The sequence below is a fragment of the Methanolinea mesophila genome (genome assembly GCF_017873855.1).
In the GTDB taxonomy this organism is placed as follows: domain Archaea; phylum Halobacteriota; class Methanomicrobia; order Methanomicrobiales; family Methanospirillaceae; genus Methanolinea_B; species Methanolinea_B mesophila.
Map to the genome: position 1 here is coordinate 1,171,474 of NZ_JAGGKR010000001.1, position 21,304 is coordinate 1,192,777.

At 57.2% G+C, this 21,304-nt stretch carries 25 protein-coding genes, 2 tRNA genes and 1 other RNA gene; 17 read left to right on the plus strand and 11 right to left on the minus strand.

Annotation, left to right across the window (positions count from 1 at the left end; genetic code table 11):
• The first annotated feature begins 92 nt into the window (after positions 1-92).
• The 5 genes from nadX to J2741_RS05525 all read left to right on the plus strand — a co-directional run bounded on the left by nadX (position 93) and on the right by J2741_RS05525 (position 3,894).
• The gene (gene nadX / locus J2741_RS05505; RefSeq protein ID WP_209674007.1) at positions 93-851 is read left to right on the plus strand and encodes an aspartate dehydrogenase; all 759 of its coding nucleotides are present in this window, start codon (positions 93-95) and stop codon (positions 849-851) included.
• A complete protein-coding gene (gene nadA / locus J2741_RS05510; RefSeq protein WP_209674008.1) occupies positions 848-1,744 on the plus strand; it encodes a quinolinate synthase NadA in 897 nt (298 codons plus the stop codon). The genes nadX and nadA overlap by 4 nt, the downstream gene beginning before the upstream one ends.
• A gap of 8 nt (positions 1,745-1,752) precedes the next feature.
• Positions 1,753-2,592, plus strand: a complete 840-nt coding sequence (nadC, locus tag J2741_RS05515) for a carboxylating nicotinate-nucleotide diphosphorylase (RefSeq protein ID WP_209674009.1) — start codon at positions 1,753-1,755, stop codon at positions 2,590-2,592.
• 78 nt (positions 2,593-2,670) lie between these two features.
• Positions 2,671-3,228 carry a HEAT repeat domain-containing protein gene (locus J2741_RS05520; protein WP_209674010.1) on the plus strand — a complete coding sequence of 186 codons (558 nt, stop codon included), beginning with the start codon at positions 2,671-2,673 and terminating at the stop codon, positions 3,226-3,228.
• 150 nt (positions 3,229-3,378) lie between these two features.
• The gene (locus J2741_RS05525) at positions 3,379-3,894 is read left to right on the plus strand and encodes a Holliday junction resolvase-like protein (protein ID WP_209674011.1); all 516 of its coding nucleotides are present in this window, start codon (positions 3,379-3,381) and stop codon (positions 3,892-3,894) included.
• Positions 3,895-4,006: 112 nt separating this feature from the next.
• On the opposite strand, the gene J2741_RS05530 is transcribed toward J2741_RS05525, so the two are convergent.
• On the minus strand, positions 4,007-4,375 hold the full coding sequence (locus J2741_RS05530) for a hypothetical protein (RefSeq protein ID WP_209674012.1): 369 nt from the start codon (positions 4,373-4,375) through the stop codon (positions 4,007-4,009).
• A gap of 69 nt (positions 4,376-4,444) precedes the next feature.
• On the opposite strand from J2741_RS05530, the gene J2741_RS05535 reads away from it, so the two are divergent.
• On the plus strand, positions 4,445-4,672 hold the full coding sequence (locus J2741_RS05535; RefSeq protein ID WP_209674013.1) for a winged helix-turn-helix domain-containing protein: 228 nt from the start codon (positions 4,445-4,447) through the stop codon (positions 4,670-4,672).
• On the plus strand, positions 4,669-4,980 hold the full coding sequence (locus J2741_RS05540) for a transcriptional regulator (protein ID WP_209674014.1): 312 nt from the start codon (positions 4,669-4,671) through the stop codon (positions 4,978-4,980). Before J2741_RS05535 ends, J2741_RS05540 begins: the two co-directional genes overlap by 4 nt.
• A gap of 89 nt (positions 4,981-5,069) precedes the next feature.
• Here J2741_RS05540 and J2741_RS05545 read toward each other — a convergent pair whose 3' ends face one another.
• A complete protein-coding gene (locus J2741_RS05545; protein ID WP_342452235.1) occupies positions 5,070-6,755 on the minus strand; it encodes a phospholipase D-like domain-containing protein in 1,686 nt (561 codons plus the stop codon).
• A gap of 51 nt (positions 6,756-6,806) precedes the next feature.
• Between J2741_RS05545 and J2741_RS05550 the strand changes: the two genes are divergently transcribed.
• The 3 genes from J2741_RS05550 to J2741_RS05560 are packed head-to-tail and all read left to right on the plus strand — an operon-like array spanning position 6,807 to position 7,855.
• Positions 6,807-7,388 (plus strand): uridylate kinase, encoded by a 582-nt coding sequence (locus J2741_RS05550; RefSeq protein WP_209674015.1) that lies wholly within the window; start codon positions 6,807-6,809, stop codon positions 7,386-7,388.
• A gap of 44 nt (positions 7,389-7,432) precedes the next feature.
• Positions 7,433-7,594, plus strand: a complete 162-nt coding sequence (locus tag J2741_RS05555) for a zinc finger domain-containing protein (protein ID WP_209674016.1) — start codon at positions 7,433-7,435, stop codon at positions 7,592-7,594.
• 3 nt (positions 7,595-7,597) lie between these two features.
• Complete coding sequence (locus J2741_RS05560) at positions 7,598-7,855, plus strand: elongation factor 1-beta (RefSeq protein WP_209674017.1); 258 nt, start codon at positions 7,598-7,600, stop codon at positions 7,853-7,855.
• A 20-nt stretch (positions 7,856-7,875) separates the two neighbouring features.
• Here the strand turns inward: J2741_RS05560 and J2741_RS05565 are convergent, their stop codons facing one another.
• From J2741_RS05565 to J2741_RS05595, 7 genes are all read right to left on the minus strand, one after another.
• A complete protein-coding gene (locus J2741_RS05565) occupies positions 7,876-8,856 on the minus strand; it encodes a malate dehydrogenase (RefSeq protein ID WP_209674018.1) in 981 nt (326 codons plus the stop codon).
• A gap of 16 nt (positions 8,857-8,872) precedes the next feature.
• Positions 8,873-9,184: signal recognition particle sRNA (gene ffs, locus J2741_RS05570), an RNA gene on the minus strand.
• A 15-nt stretch (positions 9,185-9,199) separates the two neighbouring features.
• Positions 9,200-10,228 carry a hypothetical protein gene (locus J2741_RS05575; protein WP_209674019.1) on the minus strand — a complete coding sequence of 343 codons (1,029 nt, stop codon included), beginning with the start codon at positions 10,226-10,228 and terminating at the stop codon, positions 9,200-9,202.
• 78 nt (positions 10,229-10,306) lie between these two features.
• Positions 10,307-10,381, minus strand: a tRNA-Ile gene (locus tag J2741_RS05580).
• A gap of 256 nt (positions 10,382-10,637) precedes the next feature.
• A tRNA-Asn gene (locus J2741_RS05585) sits at positions 10,638-10,710 on the minus strand.
• Positions 10,711-10,794: 84 nt separating this feature from the next.
• Positions 10,795-11,085, minus strand: a complete 291-nt coding sequence (locus J2741_RS05590) for a hypothetical protein (RefSeq protein WP_209674020.1) — start codon at positions 11,083-11,085, stop codon at positions 10,795-10,797.
• Positions 11,086-11,105: 20 nt separating this feature from the next.
• Positions 11,106-11,333: a hypothetical protein gene (locus tag J2741_RS05595; protein ID WP_209674021.1), complete on the minus strand. Its 228-nt coding sequence runs from the start codon at positions 11,331-11,333 to the stop codon at positions 11,106-11,108.
• 64 nt (positions 11,334-11,397) lie between these two features.
• On the opposite strand from J2741_RS05595, the gene J2741_RS05600 reads away from it, so the two are divergent.
• The 5 genes from J2741_RS05600 to J2741_RS05620 are packed head-to-tail and all read left to right on the plus strand — an operon-like array spanning position 11,398 to position 15,805.
• Positions 11,398-12,525 carry a M24 family metallopeptidase gene (locus J2741_RS05600; RefSeq protein ID WP_209674022.1) on the plus strand — a complete coding sequence of 376 codons (1,128 nt, stop codon included), beginning with the start codon at positions 11,398-11,400 and terminating at the stop codon, positions 12,523-12,525.
• 3 nt (positions 12,526-12,528) lie between these two features.
• Positions 12,529-13,404: a type II methionyl aminopeptidase gene (map, locus tag J2741_RS05605; RefSeq protein WP_209674023.1), complete on the plus strand. Its 876-nt coding sequence runs from the start codon at positions 12,529-12,531 to the stop codon at positions 13,402-13,404.
• A gap of 44 nt (positions 13,405-13,448) precedes the next feature.
• Positions 13,449-14,723, plus strand: a complete 1,275-nt coding sequence (locus tag J2741_RS05610) for an ATP-binding protein (RefSeq protein ID WP_209674024.1) — start codon at positions 13,449-13,451, stop codon at positions 14,721-14,723.
• A 1-nt stretch (position 14,724) separates the two neighbouring features.
• Entirely contained in the window at positions 14,725-15,483 is a 759-nt protein-coding gene (locus J2741_RS05615) for an MBL fold metallo-hydrolase (RefSeq protein WP_209674025.1), read from the plus strand.
• Between the two features lie 46 nt (positions 15,484-15,529).
• Positions 15,530-15,805 (plus strand): DNA-directed RNA polymerase subunit L, encoded by a 276-nt coding sequence (locus tag J2741_RS05620; protein WP_209674026.1) that lies wholly within the window; start codon positions 15,530-15,532, stop codon positions 15,803-15,805.
• A 177-nt stretch (positions 15,806-15,982) separates the two neighbouring features.
• Here the strand turns inward: J2741_RS05620 and J2741_RS05625 are convergent, their stop codons facing one another.
• Entirely contained in the window at positions 15,983-16,597 is a 615-nt protein-coding gene (locus J2741_RS05625; RefSeq protein WP_209674027.1) for a translation initiation factor IF-2 subunit beta, read from the minus strand.
• 87 nt (positions 16,598-16,684) lie between these two features.
• Between J2741_RS05625 and purL the strand changes: the two genes are divergently transcribed.
• Entirely contained in the window at positions 16,685-18,757 is a 2,073-nt protein-coding gene (gene purL / locus J2741_RS05630) for a phosphoribosylformylglycinamidine synthase subunit PurL (RefSeq protein ID WP_209674028.1), read from the plus strand.
• Positions 18,758-19,137: 380 nt separating this feature from the next.
• Here purL and ilvC read toward each other — a convergent pair whose 3' ends face one another.
• The gene (ilvC, locus tag J2741_RS05635; protein WP_280897430.1) at positions 19,138-20,130 is read right to left on the minus strand and encodes a ketol-acid reductoisomerase; all 993 of its coding nucleotides are present in this window, start codon (positions 20,128-20,130) and stop codon (positions 19,138-19,140) included.
• Positions 20,131-20,265: 135 nt separating this feature from the next.
• On the opposite strand from ilvC, the gene mptA reads away from it, so the two are divergent.
• On the plus strand, positions 20,266-21,201 hold the full coding sequence (gene mptA, locus J2741_RS05640) for a GTP cyclohydrolase MptA (RefSeq protein ID WP_209675535.1): 936 nt from the start codon (positions 20,266-20,268) through the stop codon (positions 21,199-21,201).
• The last annotated feature ends 103 nt before the right edge of the window (positions 21,202-21,304 follow it).

Genomic DNA, 21,304 nt, shown 5'->3' on the forward strand with positions numbered 1-21,304 from the left:
CATCTTGTCAGGATATACAGGATTCAGGCCGGGAAAAACCCATTCGGAGTAATGAAAATCCTTAACCGGTGGTAGGTGTCTATTTATAGGTGATGATCAGGATCGGGCTGGTAGGCTGCGGAAATATCGGACATATCATCGCAAAATACAGGGAAAATATCGAGATTGTCGCAGTTTATGACCTGATTTTTGAGAGAGCCCGTGAGCTCGCCGATGTATGCGGAGCGACCGCCTGCGAGGACTTCCCTTCATTTCTGGACATGGATTTCGACTATGCGGTCGAAGCGGCATCAGTCCGGGCGGTGCACCGCTACGCCGGGGACATCCTGAAGCACGGAAAACACCTCGTGGTGATGAGCGTCGGAGCCCTCTCGGACAGGGAGTTCTTGGAAAACCTGAAAACGATCGCGAGGTCATCGGAGCGCCGGATCTATATTCCAAGTGGCGCAATATGCGGGCTTGATAACCTGAAAGTCGGGCGTATTTCGAAGATCAACCACCTTCTTCTCCGCACCACAAAGACCCCGGAATCGCTCGGGATCGTCACCAGGGAGCGGAAAATGATCTTCCTCGGGAAGGCGAACGAATGCATCAAGGAGTTTCCCAAGAACGTGAATGTATCCGTCGCACTGAGCCTCGCGGCGGGGGCGGATGCGGACGTGGAACTGTGGGCCGACCCGGATGTCGAACGGAACATTCATGAAATTTTTGCCGAGGGTGAATTCGGGGACATTTACATACGGGTGAACAACGTTCCGAGCCCGGACAACCCTGCAACGAGCTACCTGGCCGCCCTCTCCATCCTCACGCTCCTCCGGGATCTTGAAGATCCGCTGGTGATCGGTACATGAACTACCGTGAAGAGATCCGGAGGCTGAAAGAGCGAAAATCGGCAATAATCCTGGCACACAACTACCAGCCACCCGGGATCCAGGACATGGCCGATGTCGTCGGGGACAGCCTGGAATTGGCAATCGCCGCAAAAGCGACCGATGCGCCGGTAATAATCTTCTGCGGGGTTGATTTCATGGCCGAAACGGCAAAAATTCTCAACCCCGGCAGGAAAGTGCTTATTCCCGTAAAGGACGCGACATGCCCTCTCGCGGCCCAGCTTACCCCGGAGATGATCCTTGCGGCAAGAAATGAACATCCCTCGGCGGCGGTGGTCCTTTATATCAACAGCACTGCACGGTGCAAGGCATATGCCGACGTGATCTGCACCTCCGCGAATGCGGTGAAGGTCGTCAGTTCGCTCGATTCCCGCGAGGTGATCGTGGGTCCCGACGCAAACCTCGCGGCGTATATCCAGGATAAGGTTCCCGGGAAGTATATCATCCCCCTTCCCGCTCATGGACACTGCTACGTGCACCAGATGTTTACCGAGGACGACATCCGCGAGGCCAGGATACGGGGTGGAAGGATCATCTGTCACCCTGAATGCAGGCCGGAGATCCAGAAAATGTCGGACCTTGTGGCGTCGACCGGCGGAATGGTGCGGAGCGCCCCGGAGGCCGGCACATGGAACGTGTTCACCGAAAGGGACATGGGATACCGCCTGAGGACCCTGTATCCCGGTAAGACATTTTACATGAGAGAGGACGCAGTCTGCGAGGACATGAAAAAGATCAGCCTGGAGGATCTCCGCGATTCCCTCGAATATGAACGGTTCGAGATCATCCTCCCCGCCGATATCATGGAAAAGGCGAGATCTGCGATCGAAAGGATGATTGAGATAGGGAGATAGTGAATTCCATGGTCGACCGTGAACAACTCCTCGGGTTCCTTTCGGAAGATGCACCTTACGGCGATCTCACCAGCGAACTCCTGATAGACCCTTCCCTCACCTGCCATGGCGTGATCCAGTTAAAAGAGACGGGTATAATCGCCGGGCTCGAAGAAGCCGCTGAAATCTTTTCGATCCTGGGGGTCGCGGTGAATTCGAGAGCCCGGGACGGTGAACTGGTGGTCCGTGGCGGGATCCTGCTCGAACTCGAAGGGCCGGCAAGGGGAGTGCTCCTCGGGGAGCGGACCGCCCTCAATATCATCGGAAGAATGAGCGGTATCGCAACAAAGACCCGGGAGATCGCAGATAAGGTCCGGGAAAAGAATTCATCGTGCACCATCGCCTGCACCAGGAAAACGGCCCCGGGGCTGCGGGTCCTGGACAAAAAAGCCGTTGCACTTGGCGGGGGGGTGCGTCACCGGTTTGGTCTGTCCGATGCGGTTCTGATCAAGGACAACCACCTCCTGCTCCTGCCCCTTGAGGAGGCGATATCCCGGGCGAAGATGGGGTCCGTATATCATCGGGTCGAGGTTGAAGTCAGGGATGCGGACCAGGCGAGAAGGGCGGCGTTGGCCGGGGCGGATATCATCATGCTGGACAACATGACCCCGGAAGCTGTCGCTGGCGCCGTAAGGGCTATACGCGGCGTTCCCGGCGGGGATTCGCGTATCATCGAGGTCTCAGGCGGGATTTGCGAGGAGAACGCGATCCTGTACGCCCTGCCGGGTGTGGATGTCATCAGCATGGGCTGCCTGACCCATAGTGTGGTGAATCTCGATGTAAGCCTCGATTTTTTACCTGACCTGTAGCCCTGCGGGTTCCGGACGTATTTGAACAGTAATATATAAGGCGGCATACCTCACAGATTCGCATGAGTACAAGACACCATGCCTGCGGAAAAAGATGAAGTCCCTTCACCTGCCGCTCCGGGCCCGGATGGGCCAGGGCCGGATATCGATCAGGTGGTGATCCGGCGGAGAGTTCAGTATTTTCTCGAACTTTTGGAAAGCCGTTACCTCGATGAGCGATGGAAAGCCGCCGAAGCACTCGGCGAGCTCGGGGACCCCTCCGCAGTCGAGCCCCTGATCAGGGCTCTCGAAGATCCGTATGTCGACGTAGGCTGGATCGCCGCGAAATCCCTGGGCAGCATAGGAGACCCCAGAGCGGTCGGGCCATTGATCACCGCACTGGCCTCGAAGGAGAAGTGGATGAAGATCGGGGCATCGATAGGGCTCGGAAAACTCAAAGATCCGCGTGCAGTGAAACCCCTTATAGCGACGCTGAAAGACAAGGACCGCTTGGTGCGGAGGCATGCAGCGTGGGCACTCGGTAACATCGGTGATACCGACGCGATACCGGCCCTCGAGGTCGCGGCGAAAGACCCCGATGAGACGGTTCGGACCGCCGCCGAGGTCGCCCTTCACATGTTGAAACAAAAAAAGTAACCGGGTCCAGCACTGGGGGCCCGGGATCGTTCCGCAGGAACCTATGACCGGGGCGCTGTCACATTCTTTTTAATTGTCATATCTCGGGAATATCGAAGAAAACACCCCGATTTCCGAATTTCTTATTACTCGCAGAGAAAGAACCTATGTATGCTCGAATTTGCTCTTCTCCTGACCATCGTTGCATTGTTGATCCTCGTGGTCTTTTACCTCAGACTCCGGGGGGCGCTCGAGTCGAGAGCCGAAGAGAAGTTCCGGCAATGGAAGAACACTACACTGGAATCCGAGGCGAGCGCACTGGCCACGCTCTATACCCGGGAATGGACGGGCCGGGAAGAGGACCGCATCAGGAAGGACGCGGTGAAAAAGAGTGAGTCGGTGATCCAGGGAAAAGTTACCGAGCACCTGATCCCGTATTTTCCCGGGTTTTCATATAATCCAAAGGATGCCAGGTTTCTTGGCTCTCCGGTGGATTTCGTGATATTCGACGGGCTTTCAACCGGTGACCTTAAGAAAGTGGTATTTATTGAGGTAAAAAGCGGCAGGAAACCCACACTATCCAGCCGGGAACGGATGGTGAGGGATTGCATAGGGAACCTCGCGGTCTCCTATGAGGTACTGCACCACCCCGGGGCTTCGGGCGATCAGGATACCTCATCATCCTGAGCATCCTCGCGGGGGGTGCTCCATGATCCGGATGCCTACGGGAACCCGGGCCCGACCTTGAACGGGCAGGTAGCAGCCCCGGCAAATAGAATTATCGAAGACCGCATGGCGATTAATCACGAATAATTTTCAGGTCGCCGGGAGATTCCACAAGGATTTCTTTTTCCCCCCGGTAGACCTGCACGACCCCGTAGAGTGCCGCGTGGTCTCCCACCGCGATAGTGAGCCCCTGCGCTGCGGCCGACGGGACGAATACATTCACCCCGTTAACTACCATCTGCAAGTGCGCTCCGTCCTGTGTCCAGGTCACCTTTTCGACCGCACCCTCGAGGAATACCTGTGCTCCTTCCTGGGCTGTACTGGTGAACGGACTATAAAACGGGCCTTTCCCGACTGCCTCCAGGACAACTGCCGCCACGGTTACCGTAAGCGCGACCGCGATGAGCAGGGCGAGTGCAATCCGTTCTTTCCGGTCAAGCATGAAGAGCTGTCATTATGCATTCTTATAATACCGATAGTTTAATATGTTAACAGCGTTAACATAGATACTATGAGTGAGGTGAACCTTCCCCCATCATCAAAGACCGTCCTGAAGATTCTGGACGAAGGGGGTGCGATGACTCACAAGGAGCTTGTGAAGAAAAGCAAGCTCGCACCCCGCACTGTAAGGTATGCACTCAAGAAACTGAAGGAGAAACACCTCATAATTGAGAAATTCAACTTCAGGGACGCCCGGCAGATCATCTACCAGTACAGAGAGTCCGTGGTGGCCGCATGATGGGGAGGGACTGCGATATCATGGTATGCGATGCCATGGTTCGCAAGTACCTTCCTGCAATGAGAGCCGAAATGGTCTATCGTCTGGTGAATAATCAGGGTTTTTCCCAGAGTGATGCCGCGAAAAAACTGGGAGTGAGCAGGGCTGCGATATCCCAGTACATGAGCAAAAAGAGGGGCGGGTCGGGAGCGATCGAATTCTCGGGCGATCTCGACGCGCTCATCGACAGGTGGGCCTCCGCAGTACGCGGCGACGGGTCCATCATTACCCTCTGCGACCTCTGCCGTTGTGCGATGAAAAAGAGTTAGAACCGCACCCGGCTGCTATCACCAATTAAAAGACTTTTCCGGATTGTTTTCCGCGGGGACATCCCGTGCACGCCCGGGATCCTGTTACATTATCTCACTCTTCTCCTTCGGAGCGTAAAGTAAACCGCAAGGACCGCTAACACCGCGAATGCAAGGCCGACTTTCAGGTAATCAGGTCGGGGAGTGCCCCCCGTTTCCACCCGCCCGCTGTTCCAGTCATCCTCGAACACTTCCGAAAAGTACGCCCCGACCCCGGGATGCTCGATGATGACTCCCGCCTCCCGGTTGAAGGTCGGGGAGTTCTCGTTCCAGTTGATGCTGCTGATCAGCACTTTTCTCCCGTCCACTATCACCCCCTTGTTATGCACCTGCATGAGGTTGTTTCCTTCAAGGTCGGCGAGCCGGGCCTGGAGCGGGAGCGCTTCCTCGACTGCGATCCGGTTGATGTTCGACACCATCTCATCGTTATCCGTGTCCTCTGCCACGTTGTACCACGACGAGTCAAGGATTACGCGTACCCGGACTCCTCTTCGCGATGCATTGATCGCTTCGGCGAGATAGGGATTCAGCTGCCCCGGGCTCCTGTCGGTGATGTATGCCTGTTCGATATCGATCCGGTCCTCCGCTGATCTGATAAGATCTGAAATCAGGCCGCTGCTATCCGGGGATATAACTGTAGTCACCCTGGCCGAATCGAATCCATAGGGCTCGAATTCCGGAGAATACCGGGAATTTTCCACTGGATCCTCAGGGAGGCCCGGATCTGCCGGTGATGCCGGGTCAACCCAGGCACCCCGGGAATCATGATAGAATATTCCGGAGAAGTACTCTGCCAGTTCCCTGCTTTCCAGGACCGCACCCCAGCCCCTGTTCCCCCGGGCGACCGGAACCGGGAACCCGTGGTCCTTGAAGTTCTCGCTGGTGATGAAGACCCGGGATTCGTCCACCACCATGTACTTTGCATGGTCGAACCGGTAGGGCGGATGGGCTTCCTGCTCTCCCGTCATCAGGTAGACCGGTATGCCTGACTGATTGAGCGAAAATATCACCCCCTGCTCCTCCCGCGATATTCCTCCTACGGGCCCTCCCTCCAGCAGCACCTCCACGGAAACCCCGCGATCCCGGGCCTCCCCGAGCAACGATGCCATCCGGGGGCTCGTAAATTCGTAGACATTCACCAGGATACGGGATGACGCCCCTGCTACGCAATCAGAAAACACGGAAAATGAGGAGTCCGGCGCGGCAAACACCGTCCCTCGGACCCCTTCGCAGGTTACCGGAAGTACCCTGGACTGTCCGAGCATGAGCACCCGGGGGTCCCATGTCCCGTCGTAGTAATGGACCTGCCCCTCCCGCGCCGTGACGTCCTCCGGCCAGGACACCGTTTGCACCAGCCTGTTCTGATCGTGGTAGAGAGAGAGCTGGTCCCCTTTGTTCGCCAGTTTCAGGGTCCCGCTCCGGATAACGTCTTCGATGAAGGGTGAGGTGTCGTACCATTCGTACCGGGGAGGGGTCCCGTGCACTGCCTGGTACGCGGTCCCGTGGGAGGCTATGATAATTTCCCCGTCAATACTCGCCCCGGTAGGAAACCTGAATCCTCCCTCCCCATCCGAGATCACCACTCCGTCCAGGGATCCCACTCCTGACAGGACCAGGTACTCGTCCGCGTCTTCAGGAAGATAGGTATCCGGGCAGAACTCGGTGATCTGCACCGCTGCACAGGGAATTGCGATGAAGATCAGGAGGAGCAGGAGAACCGGGATAGGGCGAGTCACTCCTGAAGAATGGCAACCTGTTTTTAATCAATCTGGTGAAATAGTTCTGTTATGCGGACGTCGCTCGTGGTGAAGATCGGAGGGAGCCTGATGGACCGGGTACCTGACCTGATCGCGGAACTGCGAGAGTTTCGTGTGCTGATCGTCCCGGGCGGAGGGAGTTTTGCAGACCTGGTACGGGCCTCTCAGGTCGGTGACCAGGACGCGGCACACTGGATGGCCATCGCGGCGATGGAACAGTACGGATGGTATATCTCTTCGTTCGGTCTTCCCGTGACCGAAAGACCCGAGATCCCTCGGGCAGCCACGGTACTGCTTCCCTATCGCGCGCTTCGCGATCTCGACCCGCTTCCCCACCGTTGGGAGGTATCGTCGGACACGATCGCCGGGTGGATCGCAGCGCGCCTCGGACTGGAGCTGCTCCTGGTAAAGTCAGTGGACGGGATCCGGTCCGGGGGGGTCCTGCTTGATCGGATTTCCACGCCGGTGGAGACCGGGGACGTGGATCCCTGTATTATCCCGTTCGCCCTTGCCCGCGGCGTGAAGGTATGCGTAGTGAACGGACGGCGTCCCGGGCTCCTTCGCGGGGTGCTGGGAGGAGAATCACGTGCCGGCACTACCATTTGCATTTAAGTCACATAAGAAAGATATTCTAAGGAACGGTTCGAGGATAAGCTATGTCAAATAAAAATTGTACCTCGTGTAACGCACCTCTGGCTGAGCAGGGTGCAACTGAATTCAAGTGCCCGGTGTGCGAGCAGAAGATCTACCGGTGTTTCCGCTGCAGGGAACAGAGCATTCCCTATATCTGTGCAAAGTGCGGGTTCCGGGGGCCGTAAATCATGGGAACTGTCGCATTGATCGCGCGGGTAATGCCGGAATCTCCCGAGATCGACCTCGTGGCGCTTACCGCCGAGATCAGGAAACAGGTTCCCGGTCTCCAGGATGTAAAGGAAGAGCCTATCGGATTCGGGTTGAAGGCGCTGAAGATCGCGGTCATCGCGGATGACGCGGCAGGCGTGAGCGACGAAGTAGAGGCCAAACTCAATGCGATCAAAGGCGTGGAACGTGCCGAGATCATTGAGGTCACCCTTACCTGATACTTTTTTTAAAAACGAAGTTACGATTTTACGGGTTTTTCCGGATACGGCAGTTCCTTCTCTATCAGGGAATGAACCTCGCGGGTGATTCCCCTGATCTTTTCCACCGATTCACGGAACTGTATCACTTCTTTTTCATCGATTTTGATCGGTACCGGAAATACACCTGCCCTGTTGATTCGTGCGGGAACTCCGATACATACGTTTCCTATCCCGTGCACCTCGGTGCGGATGTACGCGGATACGGTCAGAATCCGGTTCTCGTCCCCGAGCACGGTGCGGACCAGGGTGGCGATAGCCTCTCCGGGGCCGTATACCGTCGAACCCTTGTTCCGGATAATATTCTCTCCCGATGAGAGCACGGTGTCGACCATCTCCTGCACAGGGAGATGAGAAAATGCAGGCAGGTTGCTGATCTGGATACCGCCGATCGTGGTCGCCGACCAAAGGGGCACCATACTCATTCCGTGTTCCCCGATGATCCTGGTGTGCACTTCGCTCACATGGACCTTGAAATATCCGGCGATCAATGATTTCAGCCGCATCGAATCCAGGTGCGTCCCCAGCCCGAATACCTGGCGCGGCTCGAGCCCGGAATACTTGAGAGCAATCGAGGTCATCACGTCGACCGGATTCGTAATCATCAGGAGCATCGCGTCCGGGGCGACTTCGCCCACCGTCCGGGAAAGTTCGGCCACGAGCCTCGCGTTACCCACCGCAAGGTCGAGACGGTCCTGTCCGGGTCGCCGGGGGATCCCCGCGGTGCATACCACGATATCCGAATTACGCAGGTCGGAGAGATCGGTGCTCCATGAAAGCCGTATTGAGTTGCCGCATGCGGCAAACGAGTCCTGCAGATCCTGGGTAATTCCATTCAGCAGATCTTCGCGCCCGGTTCTGCCTATGAGCAGGATGTCCTGCACGTGAGGTATTTCAGAAATAGTATGAGCTGCGAAGGTGCCGACGTTGCCGGTTGCCCCGATAATGGTCACTTTCGGCATGATCACGACCTGCAAAGTGGGGACACGTTCTCGGTCGACTGTACGTCTCTACCCTCGCTGGAGCACCCATCCTCCGCCCCGCAACCCCATGGGCGCCGAATGTTCACGGTAAGTTTGCTCCCTTCCGGGCCTCAACCGGTTCCCGCGACAACAGGTCGCCACCCCCTCCGGGGCTTTGATCCCTGTCCACCGACCTCACAGGACGAGGTTTCAACGTCAGGACACAACAGTATCAGGCAGCTCGTTGCAGCCTTCCTCGAACTTCGCCCCCCGCATACCGACGGTCTCGGGTTATAGGTGACGCCGAACCACCCGGGCTAGTCCCCGTATAATTATGGCACGACTAGGGGATAAATACCTCGCCGGAGGCATGCTCCTTCCATCTTTGCAATGCACGGTCTACCCTTACCCGGTCCTGTTTTTCAAAGAGATCCAGGACCGTGAGGACCCGTCCTTCCGGAACAACCTTCGGGAGAAGGGCGTAATCCCCCTGGTAGACTTCCACGACCTGTTTCCCTGTCGCCTCCGCGATCTTCTCCGGCCCGTCGAGAACCGGGGTCTTTTCGATGGCTTCATAGTGTTTCAGGATGCGGATCTCATCGAGGTCGAGGAATTCCTTGTTCACGGACAGGTTAAACGCGGTCCAGAATGCGGCGGCATACCAGATGTCATTGAAGATCAGGTGGGGAACCTTCATCCTGCCCGCGGTGAGCCCGAGCGTACCAACCCCCGACGACGCGTCCACAAACACCTCGGGCCGGGCGGCACGGATCCGTTCTTCGACATTGGCGATCTTCGGGTTAAACTCCCTGGGAAACTCGATGTGAATCCGGGACTGCTGCTTGTACGTGACCACGGGGCCGGCAGTGGTCCGGAATACATCGGCACGTACGTCGCAGCCGGCGAGGAGCGTATAGGTCCTGGGAGTCTGTGTGCGTTCGGGGTCAGCAACTCCCGGAACGAAATTGCCACCTCCCACCACGCCCCGGATCTCGGGCACCTCTTTCTCCATCCTGGCCGCGATCTTTGTATCGGCCACCCTCGTCACCAGTACCAGCGAACCGGGCGGCAGGAATGGCGGGGAGTTCATGAAAAAACCGGGATGGATAAGGGGGATTCCGACTGCGCCGAGGGGCTCCTTCCCGGTGAACTTCCCCTCTTCGACAAGAATTGTATAGAGATGGGAGAAGACCTGGTCGATGAATCTCTTCTGGCATTCGCAGGGTTCGGCCGGGGGACCTGCGGGAGGCGGCCTGGACTTGTCGAGTACCGTGGCCCGGCAGGACGAACATCCCGAAAACACGTCCGGGAGCGTTGCGATCAGATCTCCCGCCTGGGACACACAGTCGTTCCCGCACACTGGACACTGCATAAAGGTGCTCTATGCTACCGGGGAATAGAAATGTTGTGAAATGAGCGGATCGCTGACGGCGGCATCGACTGAATAAAGTGGGCCCGATGCGATTTGAACGCATGACCGCCCGGTTATGAGCCGGGCGCTCTGACCGGACTAAGCTACGGGCCCCGATCTGGATGGCTTCCGGTATCCGGCATAAACCCGGAACCACACTGTATTGGTGCCGTTAATTCAAAAATTTTTGCGCATGCCACAAAGCTTCCCGGGATATTTCCCGGGCGTTTCCGACGACAGGTTTTCCGGAGGCGGCATTCGCGGGTGGCCGCGTCTGCACGGGAACTCCTCACCGAAACCCGGCATACCCTTGTCCGGGTGCTGGTGATAACGCTAAAAGGTGAACTCCAGGGAAAAAATAAGAATTGAACGCCGCCAACAGGACTCGAACCTGTGACATGCTGGTTAACAGCCAGCCACTCTACCAACTGAGTTATGGCGGCACGAGATGTGCCTTAATAGATTGTCCTCGGGTGTTTTTAAAGATACCGTTACGGAATACGTCAGGTACCGGCCGCACTACAGGGTTATCCGCCATCGGTTTTCATCGAAGAGAGAAGGCCGATCATCTCGTCCAGCCCCTCATCCAGATGAAGGAGCAGTTCCTCTGCCTGACGGGTGGCCATTGCGCCCGACGGCGAGGCACGAATGTATCCCATCTGCTCCAGTACCCGGAGGGAATACCGTATCCGATGAAACGGGAGGTTCAGCTGCTCGGAGAGCTTCATGATTCCGATCGGCTGCGATGCCACCACGGCCCTGAGTATGACGATATGGCGCTGCATCAATTCGATCTCGTGCTTGACCTTTTCCAGCATGATGTCGACCCTCCCCCCCCTCACGCGTTCTCATCGAGCCAGACTTTTGTAGTGTAATACCCTTTCCTGAAATAATATCCCAGTACCGCCGCAAGGACGAAAAATATCAGCGCGAGCGGAATGGCGAATCCCTGCGGTGCTTTGAACAGGGCTACGAACCCCACCGCAACCAGGATGACGATTATATTGAGCATTACGGCAAGCTTGTAAAATTTCCACTTGAATCGCTCTTTCGTGGGCTCGTCCATCACATCGTACCTGGTATGTTATGATAAAAGTACTTGTGGTATCGCGACATAATTCGAGGGTATTATGGACGCGCTGGACCAGATGCTGAAGAAGACCGGGGGAGGGGGATTCGTGGCGTTCGGCTCCTCGCAGGACGCAAATGTCCGATACCTGACACAGTTTACCAGCTCGGACCCTGTCGTATATTTCAGGCGGCGGGGTGAAAAGGGCACCCTGATTGTCTCCCAGATGGAAGCCCGGCGTGCGGCGCAGGAGTCGTCAGCGTCTGTGATGACCAGGGCCGAAGCGGGCCTTCTCGATATCGTCAGGGAGGAGAAGGACCGGGTGAAGGCGCTTGCCATGATGATCACGCGCCTGATCGATGGCGAGATCTTTGTTCCCGCCAATTTCCCGTTTCTCCTCGCGAAAGAGATGGAGCAGTTCCGGCATGTCCGTGCCGACAGGGGCACGGTTGAAACGATGCGTGCGGTAAAAACAACAAGTGAGGTAGGGAATATCGAAACCGTCCAGCAGGCGACCGAATCTGCGATGAACAAGGCCCTCGACCTGATCTCCGGGGCGAAGATCCGCAAGGATATGCTGTACCGCGGTGCGGCACCGCTGACCTCCGAGTTCGTGCGGGAGTCAATGCAGCGGGTCCTTGTCGGGGCGGATTGCCACGCCATGGAGACCATCGTCTCCTGCGGCGAAGAGAGCGCCGTACCCCATATCACCGGCTCGGGGCCGCTGCACGCGCACCAGCCCATCGTGATCGACATATTCCCCCGGAGCGAGAGGACGGGATATTATACCGATATGACCCGCACCGTGTGCAGGGGCGAAGCTTCCCCCGAGATCCGGGAGATGTACCGGGCCGTGAAGGGCGCACAGGCGCATGCGGCCGAAAGAATCCGGCCGGGCGCGACCGGAGAGGAGGTCCACCAGTCCGCGGTGGAGTTCTTTAAGGAATGCGGCTATGAGAGCGGAGACCGGGGGTTTATTCACAACCTCGGCCATGGAGTGGGGCTCGAGGTGCACGAGCTTCCGTCTATCGGCCCCGGGGGAGAGACGATCCGGGCAGGAAATGTGGTAACCAACGAACCGGGCCTCTACTATCCGGGACTGGGAGGCGTCAGGCTGGAGAACATTGGCGTGGTCACCCGCGACGGCTGGCGCTGCATCACCGCATTTCCGGAAACGCTGGAGATCTAAGCCATGGACCAGGAGGTATTCGATCTCTACATTGAGGCGGGAAAGATCGCCTCTCGCGTGCGTTCGGCGGGGGTCGGGGTGATCCGGGTGGGGGCCGGGTTCCTGGAAACGGTCGAGACAATCGAGGCGATGGTCACGGATACCGGCGCAGGCCTGGCCTTTCCGCTCAACATCTCGTTGAACGAGGACGCGGCCCACGACACCGCCTCGACAGGGGACGGGAGAGTTTTTCGTGAAGGAGATGTGGTGAAACTCGACCTGGGCGTTCACCTGGACGGCTATGTGGCCGATACCGCCACTACCATCGACCTCGGAGACCGCCCTATGCTGATCGAAGCGTCCAGGGAGGCGCTTGCCGGGGCGATACGCCTGGTGCGACCGGGAACGACGGTAGGCCAGCTCGGCGAGGCGATACAGAAAGAAATAACCCGAAGGGGATTTCTCCCGGTGGTAAATCTGACCGGTCACGGTCTAGGCAGGTATATCATTCATTCGCCTCCCAATATCCCCAATATCGCGATCTCGGGAGGTGCGACACTGGAAGCAGGGATGGTCTTTGCTATCGAACCGTTCGCCAGTACCGGATCCGGGCACGTAAGTGAGAAACCGAGGACGGAAATCTACCAGCAGATTCTGGAAAAACCGATCCGGATGCCCCAGGCAAGAAAGATCCTGGACAGTGTTCGCCCCCGCAAGGGTCTGCCGTTCGCAAAGCGATGGCTTCCAGGGACCCGGCTGGATATTCCTCTTAGTACCCTGGTGAGAGAGCAGATACTCCACGCTTATCCGGTGCTCTCGGATATCCCCGGCTCTTACGTGTCGCAACATGAACACACGATAATTGTCACCGAAGACGGGTGCATAGTGACCACTGCATGAGATACTCTTATGCAACCTAAGGAAGAATACTAAAGGTTACAGCCATGTCCGGAGAGGATGAATCCCTCAAGATTCTTGAAGTGCTACTCACCGCCGAGATCTTCAACCAGAATACAAACCTGGATGTCAACGACCTCACGCCGGAACTCCGTGAGCTTTTCGGGGTCCCCGATTCCGGGGAGGTGAAGCGGCCGCTCTATGTCAGCGAAGGGATGGTGCGAAAGACCCTGGGAATCGCCGATGCCTGCAAAAAGCTCCAGGCTAACCCGGTGGTCACCTGCGAGGAGTTCGGTCAGCGGATCAAGATCACCACCCTGGAGCCCGCGTCCCGCTGGTTCATCAACAAGGGCGGACTCCCCCTGGTAACGGCAAACCCGGCCCTGGCATATTTCTTCCAGAATTTTGATTCGGTGAAGGTCTCCTACGATGAAGTCAGGGAACATAATCCGCTCTTCCAGGATACAAGGGTCTTTCTTGCGGCCAAGATCTCCAGGATCACTGGGGACGACCCGAAGATGAAGAGTGCGCTCGACCTGGTGATCGTGAGTGCTCCCGAAGAGATCGAACAGCAAATGGCAGATCTTGTCTGCACCCCGGAGCAGAGAGAGGTTATTGAAAAAGTGAAACTCGCCCGCCGGCACACCGAGGAACTGCGCCGCCAGAGGATCCACGAGGTCGGAAAGCTACTCTTCGTGGGACCACCGGGAACGGGAAAGACTTCCCTCGCACTCGCCCTCTCGCATGAGATGCACCTCCCCCTTCTCGAAGTCCGGCTCTCCATGATCACCTCCCAGTACCTTGGAGAGACCTCGAAGAATGTCGACCGGATATTCGAGATCGCCAAGGAGATTGCACCTTGTATCCTCTTCATCGACGAGTTCGATTTCGTGGCAAAGAGCAGGGTGACCGACGACCACGGGGCCATGAAGAGGGCGGTAAATTCGCTCCTTAAAAATATCGACCAGATCAGCCTGGTGAAGAACCACGTCCTCCTTATCGGGGCCACGAACCATCCCCAGCTCCTCGACGAGGCGGCATGGCGCAGATTCGACGAAGTTGTCGTCTTCGGGCTGCCCGATGCGAAGATGCGGCAGGAGATTCTCAGGAAAGTGACCTCATCCATGGACTGCCGGTGCGATTTTTCTAAGCTCGCGGAAGAGACCGAAGGATTTTCGGGAGCAGACCTTCGGATAATGGTAAAAGAGGCATTCCTGTCGGCACTCATGGAACGTCGCAATTACATTACGGAGAACGATATAACCCGGGGAAAACTCGTGGTGGAAAACCGGAACGAGCTGCGCCAGCTGAACTGGTTGTAGTATGAAGCTCACGCTGCTCGGGACGGGGGACGCCATCGGGACCCCCAAGGTGAACTGCTCCTGCCCCAGGTGCAGTTATGCACTCCGTTTCGGGATCCAGCGTTTACGGACCTCCCTCCTCATCGAGGGAAACGGCGGGAACGTCCTGGTGGACAGTACTCCCGACCTGCGCCAGCAGCTCCTGCAGAACGGCTCTCCCCACATCTCCGCGGTCATCTGGACTCACGGGCATTACGACCATTTCATGGGTTTCGGGGAATTTTACCGCGTACAGCAGATCCCCGACGTTTATGCCGCCCCGCCGGTAATGGACTATTGCGGAGGGATTTTCTCGTTTCTCTCCTTCCGGCGCCATTACCAGGAGCCTTACCGGGCATTCTCCCTGTTCGGAATGACGTTCACCCTGGTCGAGGTGAACCACCCCCCGGCGTATACCTGCGGGCTGCTCGTCGAGGGGGACGGGTACCGGGTTGGATTCACCTCGGATACCAGCATGGATCTCCCCCGAAGGACCCTCGATCTCCTGGAGGGTGTGGACCTCTTACTGGTGGATGCGCTGGTCCCCCCCGAATACCATATCGCGAAGCACATGAACTACAAGGATGCACAGGATCTTGCGGAAACCCTGGGAGTCAGGGACTACCGTTGCGTGCATATCTCCCATAATATGCCGTGGGAGCTTCCAAATCTTGGAATGGACGGAGAGAAATTCTGCTTTCGGGAATCCCTGACAAGCGGCCGTTCCGGGAGCAGGGAGTGACATCCATCCATACCTATATAGAACTCAGGCCTCCATTTATAAGTGGATGAATATTAAGATACTCGAGCTGGAAGAGAACAAGGTCAGGATGGTAATATCGGGGGAGAGTCATACCTTCATGAACCTCCTCACCGAGGAGATCCTTCGCGACCCTGACGTGGACGTCGCCCGGTACGTCATAAAATTCCAGTTCTCCGATCCGGAGCTCCTGGTGACCACAAACGGAAAGAGATCACCCCTCGCCGCGGTGCAGGATGCGTGCGGGCGCCTGTCGGGATACTGCGTCAAGCTGATGGATGACCTGAAAAAAGAGGCCGCATAACAACCGGACGCCCGGCCGGTACTTCCGGCGCTCCGAATATCTGAAAAGTCAATCCTTTTTCCCGATACCTTCCCGGCCTTCACCCCGGGGGCCGCGTGTGCTTCCCGGATGGCTTTCGGATGGAAGACTGAATTTCCGGCTTATTGAGATCCGGGAGAAAAAAATATTGATATGACCTTATTCGGCCCTTTCCGTGAAGACGATGGATCCCGATACCCTTGTGACACGTACCTTGACCTGCTGTCCGGGCTTTGAATGCGCGACATAGATCACGTACTTGCCTCTCCTGACTACGCCATCCCCGCGCTTGCTGACTGACTGAATCTCGAGATCGAGGATAGAACCTTCCTGTATCTCGTTGGCCGGCGGTTCAATCCGGGCTTTGCGCTTCTTCACCGGGCGGTGTCCTCCGCAGGCGTCGCAGCGGAGCATAAGGACCCTGTCATCCTTTACCAGCCGTGTGTCCGGTTTCCCGCACTCCGAACAGATCACGTAGTCGTCCACATAACTCTTGACCAGGCTGTTGATCAGGGATGGTTCGAACTTGCCGTTGAACACCGCCCGGTTTCCGTCAATCTTTCCCGCAGTCCCCAGCTCGCCCAGGAGGAATTTCATCAGGTGATCCTGGTCCCTTCGCAGGATACCCGCTATCTCTGCGAAATTTTCAAGGACCGTTGTTTTCCCCTCAATGTAGGCCTTTGCTTCCGGGACGTTGAACCGTTCCGTGGACTCGGTCGGTTCGGTCACGTTTGCGTATGCCCGCTTGAGGAGGCTCTCGTACGTCTCCACCATGCTCATATATAGGGGGGCGCGGCATAAAAAAGGCCACATCAGACCAGTGCGGGATGGTTTTTTAGGTAGCGCAGGAGACATTTCCTCATGCTATCCACCGAGGACCAGGAGATCATCAGGAAGTCCCTGGGACGAGAGCCCACCGATGTCGAGACCGCCTGCTTTGAGAACCTTTGGAGCGAGCACTGCAGCTACCGCTCGACGAGGCACCTCTTAAAGACCCTCCCCACTACCGGGGATGCGGTGCTCCTCGGGCCGGGTGATGATGCGGCGATCGTACGGTACGACGAGGACCTGGCGCTCGCGGTGGGTATGGAAAGCCACAATCACCCGAGTTACGTCGATCCGCACGATGGTGCGGCGACGGGCGTAGGCGGTATCGTCAGGGATGTGCTCTCCATGGGCGCCCGGCCGGTTGCGCTCATGGACCCGCTGTATTTCGGACCACTCGACAGAGAGAAGAACAGGTATCTCCTGGAGCACGTGATCGACGGGATCGGCGGATACGGCAACTGTATCGGGGTGCCGGTAGTGAGGGGAGACCTGGTTTTTGACGAAGGGTTCAACGGAAATCCCCTGGTAAACGTGGTCTGCGTGGGGATCGTACATCCTGACCGTTACATCACCGCCCGTGTGAAGAAACCGGGCAGCCGCCTGGTGCTGATCGGTGCCTCTACCGGAAGGGACGGCCTGGGCGGCGCCTCTTTCGCCTCGCGGGACCTCTCCGAGGACTCCGAGGCGACCGACCGGCCCAGTGTCCAGATCGGAGACCCTTTTACCGAGAAACTCCTCATCGACGCAATTCTCGAGATGGCGGAGACCGGGAAGATCCTCTCGTGCAGGGACCTCGGTGCTGCGGGCCTGGCAGGTGCGTCCAGCGAGATGTGCAGCACGTTCGGAGGAAGGCTCCGCGCCGACAGGGTGCATCTGCGTGAGCCGGGGATGAAGCCGGTCGAGATCATGCTTGCCGAATCGCAGGAGAGGATGCTCATAGAGGTCGATCCTTCGGATGTACCCCTCATGGGGAAGATCGCGGAGAAGTACGATCTCGGGTGGAGCGATATCGGGGAGGTTATCGCGGAACACCGCTATATCGTGGAGTTTAATGGAAAAACGGTGGCTGATATTCCTCTTGATCTCCTTGTAGGGGGAACTCCGGGCTGCAGCTGGGAGAAAAAATCTTACAACGCGGTAAAACCGTTTACCATGCCCGCAGGGGACCTGGAGTCCCTTGCGCTCAAAGTCCTCTCGTTCCCTGAAGTCGCCTCGCGGCAGTGGGTTGTCGAACAATACGACCATGATGTGCAGATCAGGACCGTGACGCTCGCCGGGGACGCCGCGGTGCTCAGGCTCGGGAACGGCGGCCTTGCCCTCTCCTGCGGGTGCAATCCCCGGCACATCTATCTCTCACCTTATGCCGGGGCCGCGAATGCGGTGCTCGAGAACGCCGCGAACCTGGCCTGCGTCGGCGCCACCCCGCTCTGCATCGTAAACTGTCTCAACTTCGCCAGCCCGGTCCACCCCGAGATCTACTGGCAGCTCGAACAATCCGTTCTCGGGATGGGGGCCATGGCCCGCACGCTGGGGACTCCTGTTGTGGGAGGTAACGTATCGCTCTACAACGAGAGCGACGAGATGGGCACCCAGATCAAACCCACCCCGTCGATTGGGATGCTCGGGAAATGCGAGGTGCGGCACCCGGCGCGCCCTTCCGACGGCTGGGTACTCGCTCTGGCAGGAGATACCGGCGACCATTTCGGAGGGTCCGTCCTGGACGCGGTTACCGGGTGCGGAGGCGCCCCCCCGCCGCAGGCCGATCCCCGGCTCCTCCTGGCGATCAGGGATCTGATGACCAGGGGACGCGATATCGCGGTGACCGATCTCTCCCAGGGGGGCCTGATCGCCGCACTTTCAGACCTTGCACCCTGCGCAGACATCACGCTCCGGGGTCCGCTGGTGAAGATGCTCTTCGCAGAGACCTACGGCCGGTTCCTCGTCGCGTGTCGGGACGAGAGAGCACTCGAGGGGCTGGCTGCAACGCGTATCGGTGAGATCGGGGGTGACTCGCTCATTCTGCGGAGCGGTTCAGAGAAGGTCGTCATCGAACAGGACGCGCTCACCCGGGCACGAAATTCCCTCTCGGCGATCCTGCGGCATTAACGCAACCGGAGACGATTACCTTTTTTTAATCCTGTCAGCCAATTTTTCCTTATCCTATCCTCACTTCAGTGACGTTCTTATAATTCGACTCCGGGAAGTATGGTAGAAGGGCCTTTTTGCTTTTTTTGGAAAGTTGGCTTTCTTACTGCGCGATGGAGCGACATCAAAACCAGTTGGCTTTCTTTGATAAAGCTGGCGGGGGTTTTTAAAAAAGTCCATTGTGGTTCCGCCTGAATGTGGAAGAACGATTAATTAATTTGATTCATCAATTAAAACCCGGAAACGCGAATAATTACCTGTTCCAGCCTGATCGGACCTTGTCAGTCCTGCCTACGGTATGCCCGGGATTCGAAAAAATAAACGGGGGATCTCTCAAGAGTCTATTTCTTCTTGAACTGGGGCATGAGGTCCCGGACCTCTTTTCCCACGATCTCAACCAGGTGTTCCTCGTCGGCCTTGGTCAGCGCATTGAAAACCGGGCGGTTTACCAGGTTCTCGAGCATCCACTCCCGGGCGAACTCCCCGTCCTGGATCTCGCGCAGGATCTCCTGCATGGCGACATACGCCTCGGGGCCGATAACCCTGGGGCCCCGGGTAAGGTCGCCGTATTGTGCGGTATTGCTGATTGCGCTTCGCATTTTGGTAAAGCCACCTTCGTAGATAAGGTCCACGATCAGCTTGGTCTCATGGAGCACCTCGAGGTACGCCATCTCCGGAGCATATCCCGCATCGACGAGGGTCTCGAACCCCGCTTTGATCAGGGAGGTGATACCCCCGCACAGTACCGCCTGCTCTCCGAAGAGATCGGTCTCGGTCTCCTCGCGGAAGGTCGTTTCAAGCACCACCGCGCGGGTCGCGCCTATCCCCTTGGCATAGGCGAGGGCAATCTCGTGGGCATGGCCGGTATAGTTCTGGTGCACTGCAATCAGGGCGGGGACCCCTTTCCCCTCTTCGTACTGCCTGCGCACCATGTGTCCGGGGCCCTTGGGAGCGACCATCACTACGTCGACCGTGGGCGGGGGCACAATCTGTCCGAAATGGATGTTGAACCCATGGGAGAACATGAGGCATTTGTTCTCGGCGAGGTGGGGCATGATCTCCTGCCGGTACAGCGCGCCCTGCATCTCATCGGGGACGAGCACCTGGACTACATCCGCGGCCTTTACCGCTTCCGGGACAGGATGTACGCTGAAACCCTCTTCGCTCGCGGCCTTCCAGCTCTTTCCCGGACGAAGCCCGATGATCACATTGACTCCGCTATCCTTGAGGTTCAGTGCCTGTCCTCTCCCCTGGGAGCCGTATCCGATAACTGCCACCTTTTTGCCCGAAAGGACGTTCAGGTCGGCATCGGATTCATAAAATTTTTTCATCATGGTCGCACCCTTAGGTATCGATAACAGAGCTCTTAAATATTATATAAAAAAAATTTAACCTCACACCTTTTCGGAACCATCGATATGGAGCGATGAGCTATTCACGAAGTACTGAGTCCGGACCGCGGACGGGAACTGCCGGATGTGCAATCCACTACTCCGGACGTGAGGATCAACCTCACCCGCGTAGGCGTAAAAAACGTTAAAAAACTGGTAGAAGTCTCCAGGCCGGATAAAAGGCCTGTAATATTTATCTCCACCTTTGATGTTTTTGTGGACCTTCCCGGCAGCCTGAAGGGGGCGAACCTCTCCAGAAATTTTGAAGTGATCGACGAGGTCCTGCAGCAGGCCATCGACGGGGATGTAAAAGAGATCGAGGATCTGTGCAGCATCGTTGCCAGGAAACTGCTGGACCGCCACGAGTATGCCGACCGCACCGAGGTGCTCATGCAGAGCCAGTTCATGGTGAAACGCGAGACCCCTGTCTCCCACACCAGCTGCCACGAGGTTGTGACGGTCCACGCCCGCGCCGTGGCCAGGAGGACATTCCGGGAACCCATCGTGAGAAAGAGCATCGGGGCCGAGGTAACCGGCATGACCGCCTGCCCCTGTGCCCAGAATATCATGAAGGAGCGGGCCATGTACGTCCTCCAGGACCTGGGCGTCGAGGACGAAACCGTGGAGAAATTCCTTGAAAAGGTTCCCATGGCCACTCACAACCAGAGGGGAAGAGGATTTCTCTGCATCGAGATTGACGACGACCAGCACTTAAAACTGGAAAAGATCATAAGAATACTCAAGGAATCGATGAGCGCCTCAATCTACGAGCTCCTGAAACGGGGTGACGAGAGTTATGTGGTGCTCTCGGCGCACAACAATCCACGGTTCGTGGAAGATTGCGTCAGGGAGTGCGCAAAGAAAGTCCTCGCCGAGTTCAGTTACCTTCCGGGTGACTCCCTGATCACCATAAAGCAGACCAACGAAGAGAGCATCCATCAGCATGATGCATACGCCGAGAGGAAGGCCACTATGGCGGAACTTTTCGTGGAACTGAATGGGGAGCACCAATAAATTTTTTCTTTTGTCCGCCGTTTCGAAACCACTGCAAAGGGCACCCCGTTTAAAGGCTGAACAGAACTTAAATCAAAAAGCGCAGCGTTTTTAAGGGTTTTTT

What these genes read in the sequence shown, in the direction of transcription:
- nadX (WP_209674007.1), top strand. Translation starts at nt 93, where the DNA reads ATGATCAGGATCGGGCTGGTAGGCTGCGGAAATATCGGACATATCATC.
- nadA (WP_209674008.1), top strand. Translation starts at nt 848, where the DNA reads ATGAACTACCGTGAAGAGATCCGGAGGCTGAAAGAGCGAAAATCGGCA.
- nadC (WP_209674009.1), top strand. Translation starts at nt 1,753, where the DNA reads ATGGTCGACCGTGAACAACTCCTCGGGTTCCTTTCGGAAGATGCACCT.
- J2741_RS05520 (WP_209674010.1), top strand. Translation starts at nt 2,671, where the DNA reads ATGCCTGCGGAAAAAGATGAAGTCCCTTCACCTGCCGCTCCGGGCCCG.
- J2741_RS05525 (WP_209674011.1), top strand. Translation starts at nt 3,379, where the DNA reads ATGCTCGAATTTGCTCTTCTCCTGACCATCGTTGCATTGTTGATCCTC.
- J2741_RS05530 (WP_209674012.1), bottom strand. Translation starts at nt 4,375, where the DNA reads ATGCTTGACCGGAAAGAACGGATTGCACTCGCCCTGCTCATCGCGGTC.
- J2741_RS05535 (WP_209674013.1), top strand. Translation starts at nt 4,445, where the DNA reads ATGAGTGAGGTGAACCTTCCCCCATCATCAAAGACCGTCCTGAAGATT.
- J2741_RS05540 (WP_209674014.1), top strand. Translation starts at nt 4,669, where the DNA reads ATGATGGGGAGGGACTGCGATATCATGGTATGCGATGCCATGGTTCGC.
- J2741_RS05550 (WP_209674015.1), top strand. Translation starts at nt 6,807, where the DNA reads ATGCGGACGTCGCTCGTGGTGAAGATCGGAGGGAGCCTGATGGACCGG.
- J2741_RS05555 (WP_209674016.1), top strand. Translation starts at nt 7,433, where the DNA reads ATGTCAAATAAAAATTGTACCTCGTGTAACGCACCTCTGGCTGAGCAG.
- J2741_RS05560 (WP_209674017.1), top strand. Translation starts at nt 7,598, where the DNA reads ATGGGAACTGTCGCATTGATCGCGCGGGTAATGCCGGAATCTCCCGAG.
- J2741_RS05565 (WP_209674018.1), bottom strand. Translation starts at nt 8,856, where the DNA reads ATGCCGAAAGTGACCATTATCGGGGCAACCGGCAACGTCGGCACCTTC.
- J2741_RS05575 (WP_209674019.1), bottom strand. Translation starts at nt 10,228, where the DNA reads ATGCAGTGTCCAGTGTGCGGGAACGACTGTGTGTCCCAGGCGGGAGAT.
- J2741_RS05590 (WP_209674020.1), bottom strand. Translation starts at nt 11,085, where the DNA reads ATGCTGGAAAAGGTCAAGCACGAGATCGAATTGATGCAGCGCCATATC.
- J2741_RS05595 (WP_209674021.1), bottom strand. Translation starts at nt 11,333, where the DNA reads ATGGACGAGCCCACGAAAGAGCGATTCAAGTGGAAATTTTACAAGCTT.
- J2741_RS05600 (WP_209674022.1), top strand. Translation starts at nt 11,398, where the DNA reads ATGGACGCGCTGGACCAGATGCTGAAGAAGACCGGGGGAGGGGGATTC.
- map (WP_209674023.1), top strand. Translation starts at nt 12,529, where the DNA reads ATGGACCAGGAGGTATTCGATCTCTACATTGAGGCGGGAAAGATCGCC.
- J2741_RS05610 (WP_209674024.1), top strand. Translation starts at nt 13,449, where the DNA reads ATGTCCGGAGAGGATGAATCCCTCAAGATTCTTGAAGTGCTACTCACC.
- J2741_RS05615 (WP_209674025.1), top strand. Translation starts at nt 14,725, where the DNA reads ATGAAGCTCACGCTGCTCGGGACGGGGGACGCCATCGGGACCCCCAAG.
- J2741_RS05620 (WP_209674026.1), top strand. Translation starts at nt 15,530, where the DNA reads ATGAATATTAAGATACTCGAGCTGGAAGAGAACAAGGTCAGGATGGTA.
- J2741_RS05625 (WP_209674027.1), bottom strand. Translation starts at nt 16,597, where the DNA reads ATGGTGGAGACGTACGAGAGCCTCCTCAAGCGGGCATACGCAAACGTG.
- purL (WP_209674028.1), top strand. Translation starts at nt 16,685, where the DNA reads ATGCTATCCACCGAGGACCAGGAGATCATCAGGAAGTCCCTGGGACGA.
- ilvC (WP_280897430.1), bottom strand. Translation starts at nt 20,130, where the DNA reads ATGATGAAAAAATTTTATGAATCCGATGCCGACCTGAACGTCCTTTCG.